Source organism: Klebsiella sp. w6, assembly GCF_033100215.1.
Lineage (GTDB): Bacteria > Pseudomonadota > Gammaproteobacteria > Enterobacterales > Enterobacteriaceae > Klebsiella > Klebsiella variicola.
The window spans coordinates 4,460,189-4,478,218 of record NZ_CP136907.1; the positions used below are offsets into that span (position 1 = coordinate 4,460,189).

The 18,030-nt window shown below is 58.6% G+C and carries 17 protein-coding genes; 10 read left to right on the top strand and 7 right to left on the bottom strand.

Annotation, left to right across the window (positions count from 1 at the left end):
- Position 1 precedes the first annotated feature (1 nt).
- Both R0140_RS21910 and lpdA read left to right on the top strand, forming a co-directional pair.
- Positions 2 to 1,537 carry a 2-oxo acid dehydrogenase subunit E2 gene (locus R0140_RS21910; RefSeq protein WP_047665908.1) on the top strand — a complete coding sequence of 512 codons (1,536 nt, stop codon included), beginning with the start codon at positions 2 to 4 and terminating at the stop codon, positions 1,535 to 1,537.
- Positions 1,527 to 2,924, top strand: coding sequence for a dihydrolipoyl dehydrogenase (lpdA, locus tag R0140_RS21915; RefSeq protein WP_044613845.1), 1,398 nt, complete (start codon positions 1,527 to 1,529; stop codon positions 2,922 to 2,924). The genes R0140_RS21910 and lpdA overlap by 11 nt, the downstream gene beginning before the upstream one ends.
- 341 nt (positions 2,925 to 3,265) lie before the next feature.
- Here the strand turns inward: lpdA and R0140_RS21920 are convergent, their stop codons facing one another.
- Positions 3,266 to 3,730 carry an HNH endonuclease gene (locus tag R0140_RS21920; protein WP_004191854.1) on the bottom strand — a complete coding sequence of 155 codons (465 nt, stop codon included), beginning with the start codon at positions 3,728 to 3,730 and terminating at the stop codon, positions 3,266 to 3,268.
- Positions 3,731 to 3,948: 218 nt separating this feature from the next.
- Here R0140_RS21920 and R0140_RS21925 point away from each other — a divergent pair, with 218 nt between their 5' ends.
- The gene (locus R0140_RS21925) at positions 3,949 to 4,587 is read left to right on the top strand and encodes a glutathione S-transferase family protein (RefSeq protein ID WP_023339626.1); all 639 of its coding nucleotides are present in this window, start codon (positions 3,949 to 3,951) and stop codon (positions 4,585 to 4,587) included.
- Positions 4,588 to 4,627: 40 nt separating this feature from the next.
- Here the strand turns inward: R0140_RS21925 and R0140_RS21930 are convergent, their stop codons facing one another.
- Both R0140_RS21930 and R0140_RS21935 read right to left on the bottom strand, forming a co-directional pair.
- Positions 4,628 to 5,377 carry an SAM-dependent methyltransferase gene (locus R0140_RS21930; RefSeq protein WP_022065067.1) on the bottom strand — a complete coding sequence of 250 codons (750 nt, stop codon included), beginning with the start codon at positions 5,375 to 5,377 and terminating at the stop codon, positions 4,628 to 4,630.
- A gap of 57 nt (positions 5,378 to 5,434) precedes the next feature.
- A complete protein-coding gene (locus R0140_RS21935; RefSeq protein WP_008805277.1) occupies positions 5,435 to 5,692 on the bottom strand; it encodes a YjhX family toxin in 258 nt (85 codons plus the stop codon).
- Between the two features lie 461 nt (positions 5,693 to 6,153).
- On the opposite strand from R0140_RS21935, the gene glaH reads away from it, so the two are divergent.
- From glaH to csiR, 6 genes are all read left to right on the top strand, one after another.
- Positions 6,154 to 7,131 carry a glutarate dioxygenase GlaH gene (gene glaH / locus R0140_RS21940; RefSeq protein ID WP_012542782.1) on the top strand — a complete coding sequence of 326 codons (978 nt, stop codon included), beginning with the start codon at positions 6,154 to 6,156 and terminating at the stop codon, positions 7,129 to 7,131.
- Between the two features lie 27 nt (positions 7,132 to 7,158).
- Positions 7,159 to 8,427 carry an L-2-hydroxyglutarate oxidase gene (gene lhgO, locus R0140_RS21945; RefSeq protein ID WP_110220143.1) on the top strand — a complete coding sequence of 423 codons (1,269 nt, stop codon included), beginning with the start codon at positions 7,159 to 7,161 and terminating at the stop codon, positions 8,425 to 8,427.
- A gap of 23 nt (positions 8,428 to 8,450) precedes the next feature.
- Positions 8,451 to 9,899 carry an NADP-dependent succinate-semialdehyde dehydrogenase gene (gabD, locus tag R0140_RS21950; RefSeq protein ID WP_072045915.1) on the top strand — a complete coding sequence of 483 codons (1,449 nt, stop codon included), beginning with the start codon at positions 8,451 to 8,453 and terminating at the stop codon, positions 9,897 to 9,899.
- 12 nt (positions 9,900 to 9,911) lie between these two features.
- On the top strand, positions 9,912 to 11,195 hold the full coding sequence (gabT, locus tag R0140_RS21955) for a 4-aminobutyrate--2-oxoglutarate transaminase (RefSeq protein ID WP_117120437.1): 1,284 nt from the start codon (positions 9,912 to 9,914) through the stop codon (positions 11,193 to 11,195).
- Between the two features lie 135 nt (positions 11,196 to 11,330).
- Positions 11,331 to 12,731, top strand: coding sequence for a GABA permease (gabP, locus tag R0140_RS21960; RefSeq protein WP_144265369.1), 1,401 nt, complete (start codon positions 11,331 to 11,333; stop codon positions 12,729 to 12,731).
- 45 nt (positions 12,732 to 12,776) lie between these two features.
- Positions 12,777 to 13,469 (top strand): DNA-binding transcriptional regulator CsiR, encoded by a 693-nt coding sequence (csiR, locus tag R0140_RS21965; RefSeq protein WP_008805273.1) that lies wholly within the window; start codon positions 12,777 to 12,779, stop codon positions 13,467 to 13,469.
- An 85-nt stretch (positions 13,470 to 13,554) separates the two neighbouring features.
- On the opposite strand, the gene crl is transcribed toward csiR, so the two are convergent.
- From crl to gpt, 3 genes are all read right to left on the bottom strand, one after another.
- A complete protein-coding gene (gene crl, locus R0140_RS21970) occupies positions 13,555 to 13,953 on the bottom strand; it encodes a sigma factor-binding protein Crl (RefSeq protein ID WP_002889793.1) in 399 nt (132 codons plus the stop codon).
- A gap of 57 nt (positions 13,954 to 14,010) precedes the next feature.
- The gene (gene frsA, locus R0140_RS21975; RefSeq protein ID WP_038422143.1) at positions 14,011 to 15,255 is read right to left on the bottom strand and encodes an esterase FrsA; all 1,245 of its coding nucleotides are present in this window, start codon (positions 15,253 to 15,255) and stop codon (positions 14,011 to 14,013) included.
- A gap of 105 nt (positions 15,256 to 15,360) precedes the next feature.
- The gene (gene gpt, locus R0140_RS21980; RefSeq protein WP_002889733.1) at positions 15,361 to 15,819 is read right to left on the bottom strand and encodes a xanthine phosphoribosyltransferase; all 459 of its coding nucleotides are present in this window, start codon (positions 15,817 to 15,819) and stop codon (positions 15,361 to 15,363) included.
- A 257-nt stretch (positions 15,820 to 16,076) separates the two neighbouring features.
- Here gpt and pepD point away from each other — a divergent pair, with 257 nt between their 5' ends.
- Positions 16,077 to 17,534, top strand: coding sequence for a cytosol nonspecific dipeptidase (pepD, locus tag R0140_RS21985; RefSeq protein WP_012968882.1), 1,458 nt, complete (start codon positions 16,077 to 16,079; stop codon positions 17,532 to 17,534).
- A 42-nt stretch (positions 17,535 to 17,576) separates the two neighbouring features.
- Here the strand turns inward: pepD and R0140_RS21990 are convergent, their stop codons facing one another.
- Positions 17,577 to 18,029, bottom strand: a complete 453-nt coding sequence (locus R0140_RS21990; RefSeq protein ID WP_016160339.1) for a GNAT family N-acetyltransferase — start codon at positions 18,027 to 18,029, stop codon at positions 17,577 to 17,579.
- Position 18,030 lies beyond the last annotated feature (1 nt).

Consider the following 18,030-nt stretch of genomic DNA (forward strand, 5'->3'; position numbering starts at 1 on the left):
TATGAGCGAAATCAAGACGCTTGAAATGCCAAAGTGGGGGCTTTCCATGGAGGAAGGCTTGCTCGCTCGATGGGCAATCCAGGAGGGTGACGATTTCACCAGAGGGCAGGAAATCTGTGAGATTGAAACCAGTAAAATCGTCAATGTGCTGGAGGCACCTTTTGCCGGTACATTACGCCGGATAATCGCCCGGGAGGGTGAGACGCTTCAGGTTGGCGCCGTGCTGGCTCTGGTGGCTGACGCTTCGGTCAGCGATGCTGAACTGGACGAATTCGCTGCCAGTCTGGCTACAGTGAAACCCGCAGCACCTGGCCCGGAGGCTGCCGCGCCGGACGTAGCGGCACAGGCAGGCGCTAAGCCACCTTCCGTTGTTTCGCCGCCATCCAACAGTCCGGAGCCCCCTATTGGGCAGACCGTCATTCCCGTCAGTCTGCAAGGCGTGACTGATGTGACTCAGGTTAATGCCACGCCCCATGCGTTACGACTGTCTGCCCGCTGGGGTGTCGACCTGAAAAAGGTCCGCGGCAGCGGGCGCGGGGAACGTATCTCTGTTTCTGATCTGGAAAGCGCGATCGTTGCCGCCGGCGGTCGTCTGGCCTCTCCGACGCCCCCCGTTCGTCGCAGTAAAGCGCCCCGCTCGCATGCCGATGATAGCCAGGTATCGGCCACCCCGCTGGCGCGCCGTCTGGCCGGCAAACTGGGTATCAACTTACATGACTGCCGAAGCAGTGGTTCACGTGGTCGGGTGAGTCGTGATGATGTGCTGGCTGCGGCGTTGTTGCTCGACGGGCACCCGCAGACCAGCCCTGTGCAGGAGAGTGCCCCGGCACCCTTTGAGAGCATCCCCATGTCCGGTATGCGGCGGGCTATCGCTTCTCGCCTGCAAACCTCTAAGCAACAGTCTCCCCATTTCCGTTTGAGTGTCGATCTCGATCTGGAACGACTGTTAGCGTTTCGTCAGGAAATTAACCGCGAAGTACCCGGTGTCAAGATTTCGGTTAACGACCTGCTGGTGAAAGCCTGTGCCCTGGCGCTGGTGGCCGTGCCAGACGTCAACATCCAGTTTGATGAAGCGACACAAAGTATCCGCCGCTTTGCGGATGCCGATATTTCGGTGGCTGTTGCGCTGCCTGACGGGCTAATTACCCCCATTGTTCGCTCGGCGAACCGGAAATCGATCAGCGACATATCGGCCGAAATTCACGCCCTGGTGACCAGGGCCAAAGCGGGCACGCTGAAGCCGGAAGAGTTCCAGGGGGGGACCTTTAGCGTGTCAAATCTGGGGATGCTCGGCGTACGGCAGTTTGACGCCATCATCAATCCACCGCAAAGCGCAATCCTCGCCATTGGCACCGGCGAGATGCGGGCGGTAGTACGCGACGGGCAAATCGTCGCGCGCCACCAACTGACGGTATCGCTATCCTGCGATCACCGGGTCATCGATGGGGCGGCAGGTGCAGCTTTTCTCCAGGAACTCAAGCGACTGACTGAAACCCCTACCCTGATGTTTATCCAGGAGACGAGCTATGCACGATAATTACGATGTGCTGATCATCGGCGGGGGTCCTGGGGGGTATGTGGCCGCCATCCGTGCCGGTCAGCTAGGTCTTCGTACTGCCTTAGTGGAAAAACAACATCTGGGCGGCATCTGCCTGAACTGGGGGTGCATTCCAACCAAGGCGCTGTTGCATGGCGCTGAGGTCGCGCACAGTATCACCCATGCCAGTCAGCTGGGCATCAGCGTGGGTGAGGTGAATGTCGATCTGCAGAAACTGGTGCAGTTTAGCCGTGCCGTTTCGCAACAGCTCACCGGCGGGGTTGAGTATCTGTTGAAGAAAAATGGCGTGAGGGTGATTGATGGTACCGCGCGGCTGCGCGGTAAGGGACAAATAACGGTAGCGGATGCCCGGGGGGAAGCGCACGATTACCGGGCCGATCACGTGATCCTGGCCACGGGCGCCCGACCACGCGCATTACCAGGCATAGAGCCAGATGGCGAACATATCTGGACCTATTTCGAGGCACTACAGCCTAAGCGATTGCCCAGGTCGCTATTAATCATCGGTTCAGGCGCGATTGGCGTCGAGTTCGCCAGCCTTTATAACGATCTGGGCTGTAAAGTGACGCTGGTCGAGCTAGCGTCGCAGATTTTGCCAGTGGAGGATGCCGAAGTGTCAGCGGCGGTGCGTAAGTCATTCGAAAAGCGCGGGATTCAGGTCCATACCCAGACCCAGGTAACGCAAGTACAGCTCACCGATACCGGGGTACGCTGTACAATGAAAAATACGAGCGCCGAATCTTTCCTGGAAGTCGAACGCGTGCTGCTGGCGGTTGGCGTACAGCCGAATATAGAAGATCTGGGGCTGGAAGCACTGGGCGTCGAGTTAGACCGCGGTTTTATCAAGACGGACACGGCTTGTCGCACTAACGTATTTGGGCTTTATGCCATCGGCGATGTAGCCGGCCCGCCTTGTCTGGCGCACAAGGCCAGCCACGAAGGCGTGATCTGCATTGAGACACTGGCTGGTGTCGAAGGCACCCATCCGCTTGATCGCGACTATGTGCCCGGTTGCACTTATTCCCGGCCTCAGGTTGCCAGTCTGGGCCTGACGGAATCGACGGCCCTGGCCAGGGGACGGCCCGTCAGGATCGGTAAGTTCTCTTATCAGAGCAATGGTAAGGCGCTGGCCAGCGGTGAGACGGAGGGTTTTGTGAAGACCATTTTCGATGCTGAAACGGGTGAATTGCTGGGCGCGCATATGGTTGGCGCACAGGTCACGGAACAGATCCAGGGGTTTGGCATCGCCCGTCACCTGGAGGCCACAGATGAAAGTCTCCTGTCGATGATCTTTGCACATCCGACACTTTCCGAAGCGATGCATGAATCCATACTCGCGGCCTGCGATCAACCGTTGCATCAATAAGAAATAAGGGAGGCGATAGCGTCGTGATACGGAGTAAGTTGCCCGTTATCCCTCCTGTATTTTCCTTAAACGTTCGATAAGGTAACAGCCCGTCGTTAGGTAAGTATCCCGCATCATTGATCTCCAGCCACTGGCAGTCATCTCACTTTATTGAAAATGAGCAGGACTAACGCAAGGCAAATGGCGCTACCGACAAATGCGGTGATGAAGGAATTCACCAATGAGCTGCTGTAACGAAATAAAAGCGTCATTGCGGATTCATTCCGTCAAGACTTGCTTATTTGTTCGTTACGAACATTTTAATACCAGGGGAATTGCACATAGCCGCTAACCTGTCCTTATTATTGCCACGCAACCTCATCTCTGTTGCCCTTACTGACGTTGCACTCGTTGCACATGATTTGCAGATTGGCAATATCGAGGGCTAAATGCGGGTAAAGAGAACGCGGTTTTATATGATCAACGTGCATCACCATCCCGTCACTGGCGCCGCGCCCGCATACGCAACATTTATTGCCGTAGCGCTGGAACGCCTGGTAACGTAAACGCCGCCACTCCCTTGAGCGGTAGAATGTCTCAGCCTCTTTAGCAGCTTGCTGCCGCTGCGCCTGCTCACGTCGGAACTGTTCGAATAAAACGACATGCCCTTCGGCTTTAGGGTAATTTCCCCAGGCATCCGTCGCTGGTGTCGTGTCGGGCTTCTCCTGTACCTTCACCGAGTCTTGAGGATAGAGTTTGCTCGTAACCTTTTGTACCAGCTTGAAAAGTATCCATACGACTACGGCCAGAATAACTAACGTTTCCACTCCCTCGCCTTATTCTCGTTCAAAGATGATTGCTGCATTATTTTATACAAGCGCCATATTGATGGTCATTATACCTTTGTAGGGATGAATTCGCGTTATCGCAAGGGGATAACATGCGTCCCCACACCATATACACCGCTATACCACCCATCTTTTCCCCCTCACGTTTTCAATCCAACCTGCTATGCTCCTTCTTTCCCTGTTCTCTGGAGAACTCAATGCTGACCATCTGGGGCCGAAAAACCTCCTCTAACGTGCAGGCGCTGATGTGGTGTGTTGGCGAGCTTGGGCTGGACTATCTCCGGTTCGACGTGGGGCATCGCTATGGTGGTACCGACAGCGAGGCGTTTTATCAGCTCAATCCCAATCGCACGGTGCCAGTGCTGCAGGATGGCGATAATCCGCCGCTGTGGGAAACGGGCGCGATCCTTCGCTATTTAGCCAGTCGCTACGCCGATGACGCCTTCTGGCCGGGCGACCTGCTGGCTCGCACTGAGGTTGATCGCTGGGCCGAGTGGTCAAAGCAGAATATCGCCCTCGGCTTTACGGCGCCGGTGTTCTGGCGCGTGGTGCGCACGCCTGCCGCCGAGCGGGATCCGCAGGCCATCGCCGCGGCGGTGATGGCCCTGGAGCAAAAGCTGGCGATTGCCGAGGCACGTCTCGCCGGCAGTCGCTATCTGGTGGGCGATACGCTCACCCTGGCCGACATCCAGTTTGGTCATGTGCTGTACCGCTACTTTGCCATCGATATCACCCGTCGTCCCCTCCCCCATCTTGCGGCGTATTATGCACGGCTAACCGCACGGCCCGCCTTTCGCCAGCACGTCATGGTCAGCTACAACGAGCTGAAGGTCTGAAGATGGTCGGTAGCGCCTCCTGACGCTACCGACATACCGGTTAACGCGCCATCAGGACAAACACGCCCCAGCCGAGATATTCCCGGGTCCAGGTGACATGGTGCAGCGGCGCGGTGGTCAACTGCTGGCGAACCTCCGGCGCGAAGTCATCGTGCGGATTGGCCTCCAGCCAGCGGCGCATCGTCAGCCATTTCGCCGCTTCATAACGATCCCAGCCCTCCTGGTCGGCCAGCACCATCTCCACCACGTCATAGCCCAGTTCACCAAAGTGGGCGACCAGCGCCGGCAGCGTCAGGAAGTCATCGGGAGTCTGCGCGCCGCAGGCAACCGCCTCTTCCGCCGTGGCCGGACGTTTACGCCACCATGGCTCGCCGATCAGCAGCATGCCGCCGGGCCGCAGGCTCTGCTTCAGCAGCGCAATCGTGCCGGCCACCCCGCCGCCGATCCACGTGGCCCCCACGCAGGCGGCAATATCGCACGGCTGGCTGGCGACGTATCCGCTGGCATCCTGATGCACAAAGGTTACCCGGTCGCTTACCCCGAGCGCTTCTGCACGGGCGGTCGCCTGCTGGCTGAACAGCAGGCTCATGTCCACGCCGGTGCCGACGATCTGATGATCGCGCGCCCAGCTACAGAGCATCTCGCCGGAGCCGCTGCCAAGGTCAAGAATAGCGGTGCCCGGCGCCATCCGCAGCGCCCGTCCCAGGGTGGCGTACTTTTCCGGGGTAAAAGGGTTATGAATACGGTGTTCGCTTTCACTGATAGTAAAAATGCGAGGGATATCGATCATGGGTGTTTCTCCTTGAGAGCCATACGCCCGGGCAGCGACCCTGCCCGGGTCGCTGTATCAGCGGTTGTCCGCCTGCGCGCGAACGTTATTCAAACCAGTGGTGTTGATCCGGTACGGCTGGCCGTTCACCGACTTAATCAGCTTTTTGGTTTTGAGCTTTTTGAAGACCGCGAGGGTGCAGTCGTTCAGCAACAGCCCTTCACGGGTGTAGCATTCGACGGCGGTAATGCGGCCGGAGGTATCGCGGACGTGCGCAATACGGCCACCTTTGGCGAGAACGTGTAAGGTCCGTTGTTCCTGACGGGATAAATTCATACTGAAACCTGTTCATTATCATGTGCGAAAACATGCCTACACCCGCAGGTGTGTGCGTAAGGTTTAAGCGCAGCGATAATCAGTCCGGCCTGGGCAGGTCGGGGAACTGATTATCTGATAATGACATTCTCCAGCATCGAAGCCTCGGTAAGCATTGAAAGGTATTAACGCGCTGAATACTAACACCCTCAGTTCATAAGGGTATGGCGCAGATTAAAAACTGTGACCGGTATTACGATTTCCCCTCAGCCTTCCCCACATTTTGCGCTTTCCGCCACCCGCTCTGTTCCTCAAGATTAACCACCACCTTATCTCCCTCCCGCATTGTTAAATAATTGTTGTCAGATCACAAAATAGAAACAAAAAGGCCATTTCGTACGCATTTTATAAAAATGTAGATATTTTTAATTTATGGCTACGAAATGAACATCACCCTGACCTTACAGCGAGGAACGATCCTGATGAACGCCCTGACCGCAGTAAAACCGACACCCGCGCCGTTAGCCCAGCCATATCCGGGCTTTTCCATTGCCCCTTCCGCACAGTCGCCGCGCCTGCTGGAGCTCACCTTTTCTGCCGAAACAACCACGCAGTTCCTGCAGCAGGTCGCGCAGTGGCCGGTGCAGGCGCTGGAGTACAAATCTTTCTTACGCTTCCAGGTCGGCAAGATCCTCGACGATCTGTGCGGCAATCAGCTGCAGCCGTTGCTGATCAAAACATTGCTCGATCGTGCGGAAGGCGCGCTGCTGATCAACGGCGAAGGGATCGATAACGTCAGCCAGGCCGAGGAGATGGTCAAGCTGGCCACCGCCGTCGCCCATCTGATTGGCCGTTCCAACTTCGACGCCATGAGCGGTCAGTATTACGCTCGCTTTGTGGTGAAAAATGTCGATAACTCCGACAGCTACCTGCGCCAGCCGCACCGGGTGATGGAGCTGCACAACGACGGCACCTACGTCGAAGAGCAAACCGACTACGTGTTAATGATGAAGATCGACGAGCAGAACATGCAGGGCGGTAATTCCCTGCTGCTGCATCTCGACGACTGGGAGCATCTCGACGAATTTTTCCGCGACCCGCTGGCTCGCCGCCCAATGCGCTGGGCCGCGCCGCCGAGCAAAAACGTCAGCAAGGATGTTTTCCACCCAGTGTTCGACGTCGATTCGCTGGGCCGTCCGGTAATGCGCTATATCGACCAGTTCGTCCAGCCGAAAGATTTTGAAGAAGGCACCTGGCTGAGCCGCCTTTCCGACGCGCTGGAAACCAGCAAAAACATCCTTTCAATACCGGTGCCGGTGGGCAAATTCCTGCTGATTAACAACCTGTTCTGGCTGCACGGCCGCGACCGGTTTACGCCGCACCCGGACCTGCGCCGCGAACTGATGCGCCAGCGCGGCTACTTTGCGTATTCCACGAATCATTACCAGACTCATCAATAAGGGTTCTCAGGCGAAGGAATTGAGCGGATGTATGATTTCGTGATTATCGGCGGCGGCATCATCGGCATGTCGACCGCCATGCAGTTAATTGAGATTTACCCGGACGCCCGCATTGCGCTGCTGGAAAAAGAGACCGGTCCGGCCTGCCATCAGACTGGCCACAACAGCGGCGTGATCCACGCCGGGGTGTATTACACCCCCGGCAGCCTCAAGGCGCAGTTTTGCCTCGCCGGCAACCGCGCCACCAAAGCGTTTTGCGAGCAGAACGGCATCCGCTATGACGTCTGCGGCAAAATGCTGGTCGCCACCTCGCCGCTGGAGATGGAGCGGATGCGCGCCCTGTGGGATCGCACCGCCGCCAACGGCCTGCAGCGCGAGTGGCTAAGCGCCGGGGAGCTACGCGAGCGCGAACCGAACATTACCGGGCTCGGCGGGATCTTCGTCCCTTCCAGCGGCATCGTCAGCTACCGCGACGTGGCGGCGGCAATGGCGAAGATCTTCGAATCAAAAGGCGGAACGATCGTCTACGACGCCGAAGTCAGTGCCCTGAAAGAACATGCCAGCGGCGTGGTGATCCGCACCCGCCAGGGCGGAGAATATGAGGCCTCGACGCTGATCGCCTGTTCGGGCTTGATGGCCGATCGGCTGGTGAAAATGCTCGGCGTCGATCCCGGGTTTATCATCTGCCCGTTCCGCGGCGAATATTTTCAATTGGCGCCGCAGCACAACCAGATCGTCAACCATCTGATCTATCCGATCCCCGATCCGGCGATGCCGTTCCTCGGCGTCCACCTGACCCGCATGATCGACGGCAGCGTCACCGTCGGCCCCAACGCCGTGCTGGCTCTGAAGCGCGAAGGCTACCGCAAGCGCGATATCTCGCTGGCCGATACCCTGGAGATCCTCACCTCGCCCGGCATCCGCCGGGTACTGCAAAACAACCTGCGCGCCGGACTGGGCGAAATGAAGAATTCGCTGTGCAGAAGCGGCTATCTGCGGCTGGTGCAGAAATACTGCCCGAGCCTGACGCTGAGCGATTTACGCCCGTGGCACGCCGGCGTGCGGGCGCAGGCGGTATCGCCGCAGGGCAAACTGATCGACGATTTTCTCTTCGTCACCACCGCGCGTTCGATACATACCTGCAATGCGCCATCGCCGGCGGCCACCTCCGCTATCCCGATCGGCGCGCACATCGTCAGCAAGGTGCAGACCCTGCTGGAAAGCCAGAGCAATCCCGGACGCACGCTGCGTGCGGCACGTAGCGTGGAGACACTACACGCCGCTTTTACCCGTTAACCCCCTTAAGACAGGAAGCGATTATGCAACTCAACGATATGACACTGTTTCGCCAGCAGGCGCTGATCGATGGTCAGTGGCGCGATGCGCCCAACGGCGATGTGATTGCGGTGACCAACCCGGCCAACGGCGAGCAGCTCGGCAATGTGCCGAAAATGGGCGCCGACGAAACCCGCGAAGCAATTGAAGCCGCCAATCGCGCCCTTCCCGCCTGGCGTGCCCTGACCGCCAAAGAGCGGGCGAATATTCTGCGCCGCTGGTTCGATCTTATGATGGAGAATCAGGGCGATCTCGCCCGCCTGATGACCCTTGAGCAGGGAAAACCGCTGGCGGAAGCCAAAGGCGAAATCAGCTACGCCGCCTCCTTTATTGAGTGGTTCGCCGAAGAAGGTAAGCGCATTTACGGCGATACCATTCCCGGCCATCAGGCCGACAAGCGCCTGCTGGTGATTAAGCAGCCCATCGGCGTTACCGCCGCCATCACCCCGTGGAACTTCCCGGCGGCGATGATCACCCGCAAAGCGGGCCCGGCGCTGGCCGCCGGCTGCACCATGGTCCTGAAACCGGCCAGCCAGACGCCGTTTTCCGCGCTGGCGCTGGCCGAACTGGCGAATCGCGCCGGGATCCCCGCCGGGGTGTTTAACGTGGTTACCGGCTCCGCCGGCGCGGTCGGCGGCGAACTGACCAGCAATCCGCTGGTGCGCAAGCTCTCCTTCACCGGCTCGACCGAGATTGGCCGCCAGCTGATGGAGCAGTGTGCGAAAGACATCAAAAAAGTCTCCCTGGAACTGGGTGGCAACGCGCCGTTTATCGTCTTTGACGATGCCGACCTCGATAAAGCCGTCGAGGGGGCGCTGGCGTCGAAGTTCCGCAACGCCGGGCAGACCTGCGTCTGCGCCAACCGACTGTACGTCCAGGACGGGGTGTATGACCGTTTCGCTGAAAAACTGCAGCAGGCGGTGGAAAAACTGCGCATCGGCGACGGCCTGCAGGATGGCGTCACCACCGGCCCGCTGATCGACGAGAAAGCCGTCGCCAAAGTTGAAGAACATATTGCCGACGCCATCGCCAAAGGCGCGAAAGTCGTCACCGGCGGCAAACCGCACGCCCTGGGCGGCAACTTCTTCCAGCCGACCATCCTGGTCAACGTTCCCGACAGCGCCAAAGTGGCGAAAGAGGAGACCTTCGGCCCGCTGGCGCCGCTGTTCCGCTTTAAGGATGAAGCCGACGTCATTGCCCAGGCCAACGATACCGAATTCGGCCTCGCCGCCTATTTCTACGCCCGCGATCTGAGCCGCGTCTTCCGAGTCGGCGAAGCGCTGGAATACGGCATTATCGGGATTAACACCGGCATTATCTCCACCGAAGTCGCCCCGTTCGGCGGCGTCAAGGCCTCCGGCCTCGGCCGCGAAGGGTCGAAGTACGGCATCGAAGATTACTTAGAAATCAAATATATGTGTATTGGCCTTTAACAGGAGCGATGGATGAACAGCAATAAAGCAATGATGGCGCGTCGCAGCGATGCGGTCCCGCGCGGCGTCGGCCAGATCCACCCTATCTTCGCCGAACGCGCGGAGAACTGCCGGGTGTGGGACGTCGAAGGCCGGGAATATCTCGATTTTGCCGGCGGTATCGCGGTGCTCAATACCGGCCATCTGCATCCGCAGGTTGTCGCCGCCGTCGAAGACCAGCTGAAAAAGCTATCTCATACCTGCTTCCAGGTACTGGCCTACGAGCCCTATCTGGCGCTGTGCGAAAAGATGAACCAGAAGGTGCCCGGTGATTTCGCCAAGAAAACCCTGCTGGTCACCACCGGGTCGGAAGCGGTGGAGAACGCGGTGAAAATCGCCCGCGCGGCAACCGGGCGCAGCGGCGCCATCGCCTTCACCGGCGCTTATCACGGCCGTACCCATTACACCCTGTCGCTGACCGGAAAAGTGAACCCGTACTCCGCCGGTATGGGGTTAATGCCGGGCCACGTCTATCGCGCCCTCTACCCGTGCGCGCTGCACGGCGTCAGTGATGACGAGGCGATCGCCAGCATCCATCGCATCTTCAAAAATGACGCCGCGCCGGAAGATATCGCCGCCATCATTATCGAGCCGGTGCAGGGTGAAGGCGGATTCTATGCCGCCTCCCCGGCCTTTATGCAGCGCCTGCGCGCCCTGTGCGACGAGCACGGCATTATGCTCATCGCCGATGAGGTCCAAAGCGGCGCGGGCCGTACCGGCACGCTGTTCGCCATGGAGCAGATGGGCGTGGCGGCGGATATCACCACCTTCGCCAAATCCATCGCCGGCGGTTTCCCGCTGGCGGGCGTCACCGGGCGGGCGGAGGTGATGGATGCCATCGCCCCCGGCGGACTCGGCGGCACCTACGCTGGCAACCCCATCGCCTGCGCCGCCGCCCTGGCGGTATTACAGATTTTCGAGCAGGAGAACCTGCTGGAAAAAGCCAACCAGCTCGGCGACACCCTGCGCCAGGGCCTGCTGGCGATTGCAGAAGAGCATCCGGAGATCGGTGACGTTCGCGGCCTGGGGGCGATGATCGCCATTGAGCTGTTTGAAGAGGGCGACCGCAGCAAGCCTAACGCCAGACTGACGGCGGATATCGTCGCCCGCGCCCGCGACAAAGGCCTGATCCTGCTCTCCTGCGGGCCGAACTACAACGTGCTGCGCATCCTGGTACCGCTGACCATTGAAGAGGCGCAGATCGAGCAGGGTCTCAAGATCATCGCCGACTGCTTTACCGAGGCGAAACAGGCATAGAACAGAACACATGCGGAAGCGAAGTACGTTCGTAAGGGAATGAAGACGAGACCTGCAAAACAACAATAATACGCGTGCCCCGGCGCGGGAATGTCGGGGCGCTCTCCCAGGTGACACACTTCGAGAGGGTAAATGATGGGGCAACTGTCGCAATCACAGGATTTAGGGGCGGGACTAAAGTCGCGCCACGTCACGATGTTATCTATCGCCGGGGTGATCGGCGCGAGTTTATTTGTCGGTTCCAGCGTCGCCATTGCCGAAGCGGGCCCGGCGGTGCTGCTGGCCTATCTGTTTGCCGGGCTGCTGGTGGTGATGATTATGCGTATGCTGGCCGAAATGGCCGTCGCCACGCCGGATACTGGCTCCTTTTCCACCTACGCCGACAAAGCCATCGGCCGCTGGGCGGGGTATACCATCGGCTGGCTGTACTGGTGGTTCTGGGTACTGGTTATTCCGCTGGAAGCCAATATCGCGGCGATTATTCTGCATTCGTGGGCGCCGGGCGTCCCGGTGTGGTTGTTCTCCCTGGTCATCACTCTCGCCCTCACCGGCAGTAACCTGCTGAGCGTTAAGAACTACGGTGAATTCGAGTTCTGGCTGGCGCTGTGCAAAGTGATCGCTATTCTGGCGTTTATCGTACTGGGCGCGGTCGCCATTACCGGTTTTTATCCCTATGCCGAGGTCAGCGGCATTTCGCGGCTGTGGGACCACGGCGGCTTTATGCCGAACGGCTTCGGCGCAGTGCTGAGCGCGATGCTGATCACCATGTTCTCTTTTATGGGCGCGGAGATCGTCACCATTGCCGCCGCCGAATCGGACACGCCGGATAAACACATCGTCCGCGCCACCAACTCGGTGATCTGGCGTATCTCTATTTTTTATCTGTGTTCGATCTTTATCGTCGTCGCCCTCATCCCATGGAATATGCCGGGGCTGAAGAGCATCGGTTCCTACCGCTCGGTGCTCGAGCTGCTGCATATTCCCTACGCGAAGCTGATTATGGACGGTGTGATCCTCCTGTCGGTCACCAGCTGTCTGAACTCGGCGCTGTATACCGCCTCGCGGATGCTCTACTCCCTGAGCCGTCGCGGCGATGCGCCGGCCATCATGGGCCGGACCAACCGCAGCAAAACCCCGTACGTGGCGGTGCTGCTCTCCACCGGCGCGGCGTTCCTCACCGTGGTGGTGAACTACTATGCCCCCGCGAAGGTGTTTAAATTCCTCATCGACAGCTCTGGCGCCATCGCCCTGCTGGTCTATCTGGTGATCGCCGTTTCACAACTGCGGATGCGCAAAATCCTTCAGGCACAAGGCGGCGAGATCCGTCTGAGAATGTGGCTCTATCCGTACCTGACCTGGCTGGTGATCGCCTTTATCACCTTCGTGCTGGTGGTGATGCTGTTCCGTCCGGCGCAGCAGCTGGAGGTGATCTCTACCGGCCTGTTAGCATTGGGAATTATTTGTACAGTCCCGATTATGTCGCGCTGGAAAAAGCTGGTATTGTGGCAAAAACTGCCGCTGCAAAATACGCGTTAACCCTGTTCCCGGCGCCCGCCGGGAAGAGCATTCAGGAGTAAGAACATGACCGCCATTCCCCAGGCGACGGCCATTGACGGGTACCGTTGGCTGAAAAACGACATCATCCGCGGGGTCTACCAACCCGATGAGAAGCTGCGGATGAGCCTGCTGACGTCGCGCTATGAGCTCGGCGTCGGGCCGCTGCGGGAGGCGCTCTCGCAGCTGGTGGCGGAAAGGCTGGTGACGGTGGTTAATCAGAAAGGCTATCGGGTGGCGCCCATGTCGGAGCAGGAGCTTCTCGATATCTTCGACGCGCGCGCCAATATGGAAGCCATGCTGGTGCGCCTCGCCATCGAACGCGGCGGCGACGAGTGGGAAGCCGAGCTGCTGGCCCGCGCCCATCTGCTCAACAAGCTGGAGTCCTGTGACGCCAGTGAGCGCTTACTCGATGAATGGGACCAGCGCCATCAGGCGTTTCACACCGCCATCGTCGCCGGCTGCGGCTCCCAGTATCTGCTGCAGATGCGCGAAAGGCTGTTCGATCTGGCGGCGCGCTACCGTTTCATCTGGCTGCGCACCACCGTGCTGTCGGTGGAGATGCTGGAAGACAAGCATGTTCAACACCAGACCCTGCTGGACGCCATTCTGGCGCGCGATGCCGAACGAGCCAGCGCGCTGATGCGCGAGCACTTACTGACCCCTATCCCGATTATTCAACAGGCGATGGCTGGCAAGCTGTCGCCGCAGGCAGGGTGAGTCAGATGGTGGGGTTGAAATTACGGGTATGGCGGCACGCTCCTCCACGCCGCACGGGCGTGGAGAAATCGTATCCGTAGATCAATCAGGCCCGCAGGCGAACCGGCTCGCTGAAATCGTCGGCCGGTTCCAGCTTCAGATTAAAGGTGGTCAGCAGCGCTGCCGCGCGCTCGTGGAACTCGCGTAGCGTTTTTTCCAGTCTGTCGCTCACTTCCGGGTCGTCAATGTCGACCGCCTGCCATGAACCTTCTTTATTGAACAGGCCAAACTGGTAGCTGTAGGTGAAACGTGACTCTTGTGCTTCCATTTCCATCCACCAGCCCCAGAATTCACGCTTCTCCGGCGCGGGCTTAACATTGACGCAAACTGCCAGGCAATCGAAAAAGAAACGGTTGTCATGGCACTGCTCTTCGCGAATGTAAGGCCCTAGCGCCGTGAATTTCTTGATCAACTTACTTTTCAGGTGTCCACTCGGTAACGTCATTGCGATCTCCTTTAGTGATGCAACTGTTTTACCAAACCAATAGAATTTAGCAATAAATTAACCAAATCTATGATTGATCCAGCGGGCGATCTGTCGCAATGCATGATCAAAATTGCGATACACCGGGTTAAACGGGATCTCCAGCAGTTTGCCATCGGCAGATGACGAAGTGATTAACCGCGACTCCTCTTCGGGGCTGAACGGATCGTCCTTCCAGAAGCCGGAAAGCATCGGCGTCGGGCAACGGCGCCCCAGCAGTCCCTGGGTTTTTAACGAGTAGCGGTTGAGCTCCACGCGCAGCGCTTCATCGGACGCGTCATGCATGCCCAGCCGCGAGGCCAGCACGTCAAGATACATCTCCGGCACGCGCCCCTGATGCAGGGGATCCACCAGCAGACCATGAACGACCGGGCCCAGACACGCCACAGCCTTCAGCCGCTGCGGCTCCAGGTAACCCAGACGGACCGCGATATTGGCGCCAAAGCGGAAGCCAAAGGCCGCGACCCGGGTATGATCGACCCACGGTACATTTTCCAGATGGCGCAGCGCGTGCTGGTGCAGCAGGCTGGTGTCCTGATTCAGCGTCCATTTTGACGAGAAGCCGATGGAAGGCATATCGATCGTCAGCATGGCAATACCGAGCGGTGAGAAGTAGTTCTCATACAGGTTGTAATAATCCGTCTGCAGTGAGTCCAGGCCCCCGCACATCAGCACCGTCGGAAACGGCCCATCGCCTTTTGGCATATGCAAAAAGCCGGTTATTGGCGAACCGCCAGGGATGGTGAACTCCAGTTCGCGCAGCGAGCCCGGCAGCCGCTGGGCGGCCTCTTCATACGCCCGGTTGGCTAAAGCCTGCGCCTGTTCGGCCAGCTCATCGCCTTTAATATGCGGATAAGCGGCAATGCTATACAGGTTCGATGCATGCAACCAGTGGCGGCCGCTCAGCAAAGGATCGGCTTCCTGCCCGGCCTTTTGTTGCCACTGCATGGCCTCTTTCGCCCACTCAAAGATCCAGTTGCCGCCGCGATAGCCGATAACGGTATCGAACAGTTCTGGCTCCGTTCGTTCGGCCTCGCTCATCACAATGCGCGCTTGCACATCGAGGATCTCCTGCGGGGTCACGCCGCGCCAGATCCACATCAAACGGTTGATCAGACGGTACCAGTGATCGACGTGATTGCCGCTCAGCGCCGACTGCATCGCCTGCGGTTTTCCGGCGGAAAACCGACGCACCAGCGTAGAGGTTTCGGGATGTTTGAAGCGGGGTTTAAACAGCGTTTCGCTGAGGTTAGCCTGTGACATGTGCAGCCTCCGTCGTAGTGCCACTCCTGTTATTGTAACCTGCTAAAGGATAAAAAAAACCACGCCCGGCAAGCCGGGCGTGGTAAATAGCACTGTCCTGAAGAATTAACGACCTGCGATAGGCGGTACAAACACCACGCCCATATCCCACGGCTGTTCAATCCAGGTGTCCTGCGGAATATCCACAACGTAATCGTCCACCAGCGGGCGGCCTGCCGGCTTGGCGAAAATGGTGACAAAGTGTGCTTTTGGATACATTTCGCGGATCGCCACGGCGGTACCGCCGGTATCCACCAGATCGTCGATAACGATAAAGCCTTCGCCATCGCCTTCCGCGCGTTTCAGCACTTTCAGCTCGCGCTGGTTATCATGGTCGTAGCTGGAGATGCATACGGTATCAACATGACGAATGCCCAGTTCACGCGCCAGTAAGGCTCCCGGTACCAGTCCACCGCGGCTGACGGCAATAATGCCTTTCCATTGCTCAACCGGCAGCAGACGGCTGGCCAGTTTGCGGGCGTGAATCTGCAACATGTCCCAGGTGACGACGTATTTTTCGCTCATGTGAAGTGTCCCAGCCTGTGTAATACGGCTTAAATAATGTTCGAGGGGGAAAATGGTTGCGCGAGATTATAGAGATCTGACGCACTAAAAACCAGTGTTAAGCGGTTTGCGCAACGCTTTTTGCGTTGTTTACACTACCTGCGGCGGTGGAAAGTGGTATTCTCAACCCCATCGCGCAAGCCCGGGCTTGTTGTGTATTTTAACGCTAACCCTCGTCCTGCAACCGCTGTATGCAGGAGTCTGTAAGGAGACTTACCGTGTCTGAACTGTCTCAACTATCCCCGCAGCCGCTTTGGGATATTTTTGCCAAGATTTGCTCCATCCCGCACCCGTCCTATCACGAAGAACAGCTCGCCGAGCACATTATGGGTTGGGCAAAAGAAAAAGGCTTACACGCGGAACGTGACCAGGTTGGCAACATTCTGATTCGTAAAGGCGCGACTGCCGGTATGGAAAACCGCAAGCCGGTAGCGCTGCAGGCGCACCTCGATATGGTGCCGCAGAAAAACAACGATACCGTCCACGACTTCGCCAAAGATCCGATCCAGCCGTACATTGACGGCGAATGGGTGAAAGCGCGCGGCACCACGCTGGGCGCGGATAACGGCATCGGGATGGCGTCCGCACTGGCGGTGCTGGCCGACGACAGCGTCGCCCACGGCCCGCTGGAAGTGCTACTGACCATGACCGAAGAAGCCGGCATGGACGGCGCGTTCGGTCTGCAGGCCAACTGGCTGCAGGCGGATATCCTGATCAATACCGACTCCGAAGAAGAAGGCGAAATCTACATGGGTTGCGCCGGCGGGATCGATTTCACCTCTAACCTGGCGCTGACTCGCGAAGCGATTCCGGCCGGGTTCCAAAGCTTTAAAGTAACCTTAAAAGGGCTGAAAGGCGGCCACTCCGGCGGTGACATTCACCTGGGTCTGGGTAACGCCAACAAGCTGCTGTCGCGCTTCCTCGCCGGCCACGCCGATGAGCTGGATTTGCGTCTGGTCGATTTCAACGGCGGTACGTTGCGCAACGCCATCCCGCGCGAAGCATACGCGACCGTCGCCGTCGCCGCGGATAAAGCCGATGCGCTGAAAGCGCTGGTGAATACTTACCAGGCGCTGCTGAAAAACGAGCTGGAGGCCAAAGAGAAGAACCTGGTAGTGCTCCTGGAAGCGGTTGATAACGACAAAGCAGCGCTGACGCAGGCTTCCCGCGACGGTTTCATCCGCCTGCTGAACGCCACGCCGAACGGGGTTATCCGCAACTCTGACGTGGCGAAAGGCGTAGTGGAAACTTCGCTGAACGTCGGCGTCGTCACCATGACCGATGACAACGTGCAGATCCACTGCCTGATCCGCTCGCTGATCGACAGCGGCAAAGACTACGTGGTCAGCATGCTGGATTCTCTGGGTAAACTGGCGGGGGCGAAAACCGAAGCCAAAGGCGCTTACCCTGGCTGGCAGCCGGACGCCAACTCGCCGGTAATGCACCTGGTGCGCGAGACTTACCAACGTCTGTTCAACAAGACGCCGAACATCCAGATCATCCACGCCGGTCTGGAATGCGGTCTGTTCAAAAAACCGTATCCAGAGATGGACATGGTCTCCATCGGGCCAACCATTACCGGTCCGCACTCCCCGGATGAGCAGGTACATATCGAGAGCGTCGGCCAGTACTGGACGCTGCTGACCGAGCTGCTGAAAGCCATTCCGGCTAAATAAGCCCCACCACCGGCGGCAGTCTGCCGCCGGTTTTCCCCCGCATCACCTTAGCGCCACGCGTTTTTCCATCCGGTAGTTAATAAACCACTCCCCACGGGCCGCCACCCGCTGCTCCGCCACCACTTTAAATCCATGGGCCGTAAAACAGGGCTTTGCGGTAATGCTGGCGTCCACCGTCAGGATTTGCTCAGGATACTGAGCGCAGAGCGCCTCGATAAGCGCGCCGCCGATACCCTGCCGGGCGTGATCCGGCGAGACAAAGAGCAAATCGATATGCGTCCCGATGGCGGTGATAAAGCCAACCGGTTGACTCTCTACCTCCGCCACCAAGCCGATTGAGTCGGCCAGTTTTTGTCGCCAGCGCATCTCATCCACCTGCGCCCAGGCCGCAATCTGCGCCGGGGTATAGTCGCGGCTCGCCGTTTCCTGCACCGCGCGCAGAAAGATCTGGCAGAGCAATGGCAAATCGCTGTCGCGGTAAGCACGAATATGCATG

What these genes read in the sequence shown, in the direction of transcription:
- gpt (WP_002889733.1), bottom strand. Translation starts at nt 15,819, where the DNA reads ATGAGCGAAAAATACGTCGTCACCTGGGACATGTTGCAGATTCACGCC.
- gabT (WP_117120437.1), top strand. Translation starts at nt 9,912, where the DNA reads ATGAACAGCAATAAAGCAATGATGGCGCGTCGCAGCGATGCGGTCCCG.
- gabP (WP_144265369.1), top strand. Translation starts at nt 11,331, where the DNA reads ATGGGGCAACTGTCGCAATCACAGGATTTAGGGGCGGGACTAAAGTCG.
- R0140_RS21990 (WP_016160339.1), bottom strand. Translation starts at nt 18,029, where the DNA reads ATGCATATTCGTGCTTACCGCGACAGCGATTTGCCATTGCTCTGCCAG.
- glaH (WP_012542782.1), top strand. Translation starts at nt 6,154, where the DNA reads ATGAACGCCCTGACCGCAGTAAAACCGACACCCGCGCCGTTAGCCCAG.
- R0140_RS21925 (WP_023339626.1), top strand. Translation starts at nt 3,949, where the DNA reads ATGCTGACCATCTGGGGCCGAAAAACCTCCTCTAACGTGCAGGCGCTG.
- R0140_RS21930 (WP_022065067.1), bottom strand. Translation starts at nt 5,377, where the DNA reads ATGATCGATATCCCTCGCATTTTTACTATCAGTGAAAGCGAACACCGT.
- frsA (WP_038422143.1), bottom strand. Translation starts at nt 15,255, where the DNA reads ATGTCACAGGCTAACCTCAGCGAAACGCTGTTTAAACCCCGCTTCAAA.
- gabD (WP_072045915.1), top strand. Translation starts at nt 8,451, where the DNA reads ATGCAACTCAACGATATGACACTGTTTCGCCAGCAGGCGCTGATCGAT.
- crl (WP_002889793.1), bottom strand. Translation starts at nt 13,953, where the DNA reads ATGACGTTACCGAGTGGACACCTGAAAAGTAAGTTGATCAAGAAATTC.
- lhgO (WP_110220143.1), top strand. Translation starts at nt 7,159, where the DNA reads ATGTATGATTTCGTGATTATCGGCGGCGGCATCATCGGCATGTCGACC.
- R0140_RS21910 (WP_047665908.1), top strand. Translation starts at nt 2, where the DNA reads ATGAGCGAAATCAAGACGCTTGAAATGCCAAAGTGGGGGCTTTCCATG.
- lpdA (WP_044613845.1), top strand. Translation starts at nt 1,527, where the DNA reads ATGCACGATAATTACGATGTGCTGATCATCGGCGGGGGTCCTGGGGGG.
- csiR (WP_008805273.1), top strand. Translation starts at nt 12,777, where the DNA reads ATGACCGCCATTCCCCAGGCGACGGCCATTGACGGGTACCGTTGGCTG.
- R0140_RS21935 (WP_008805277.1), bottom strand. Translation starts at nt 5,692, where the DNA reads ATGAATTTATCCCGTCAGGAACAACGGACCTTACACGTTCTCGCCAAA.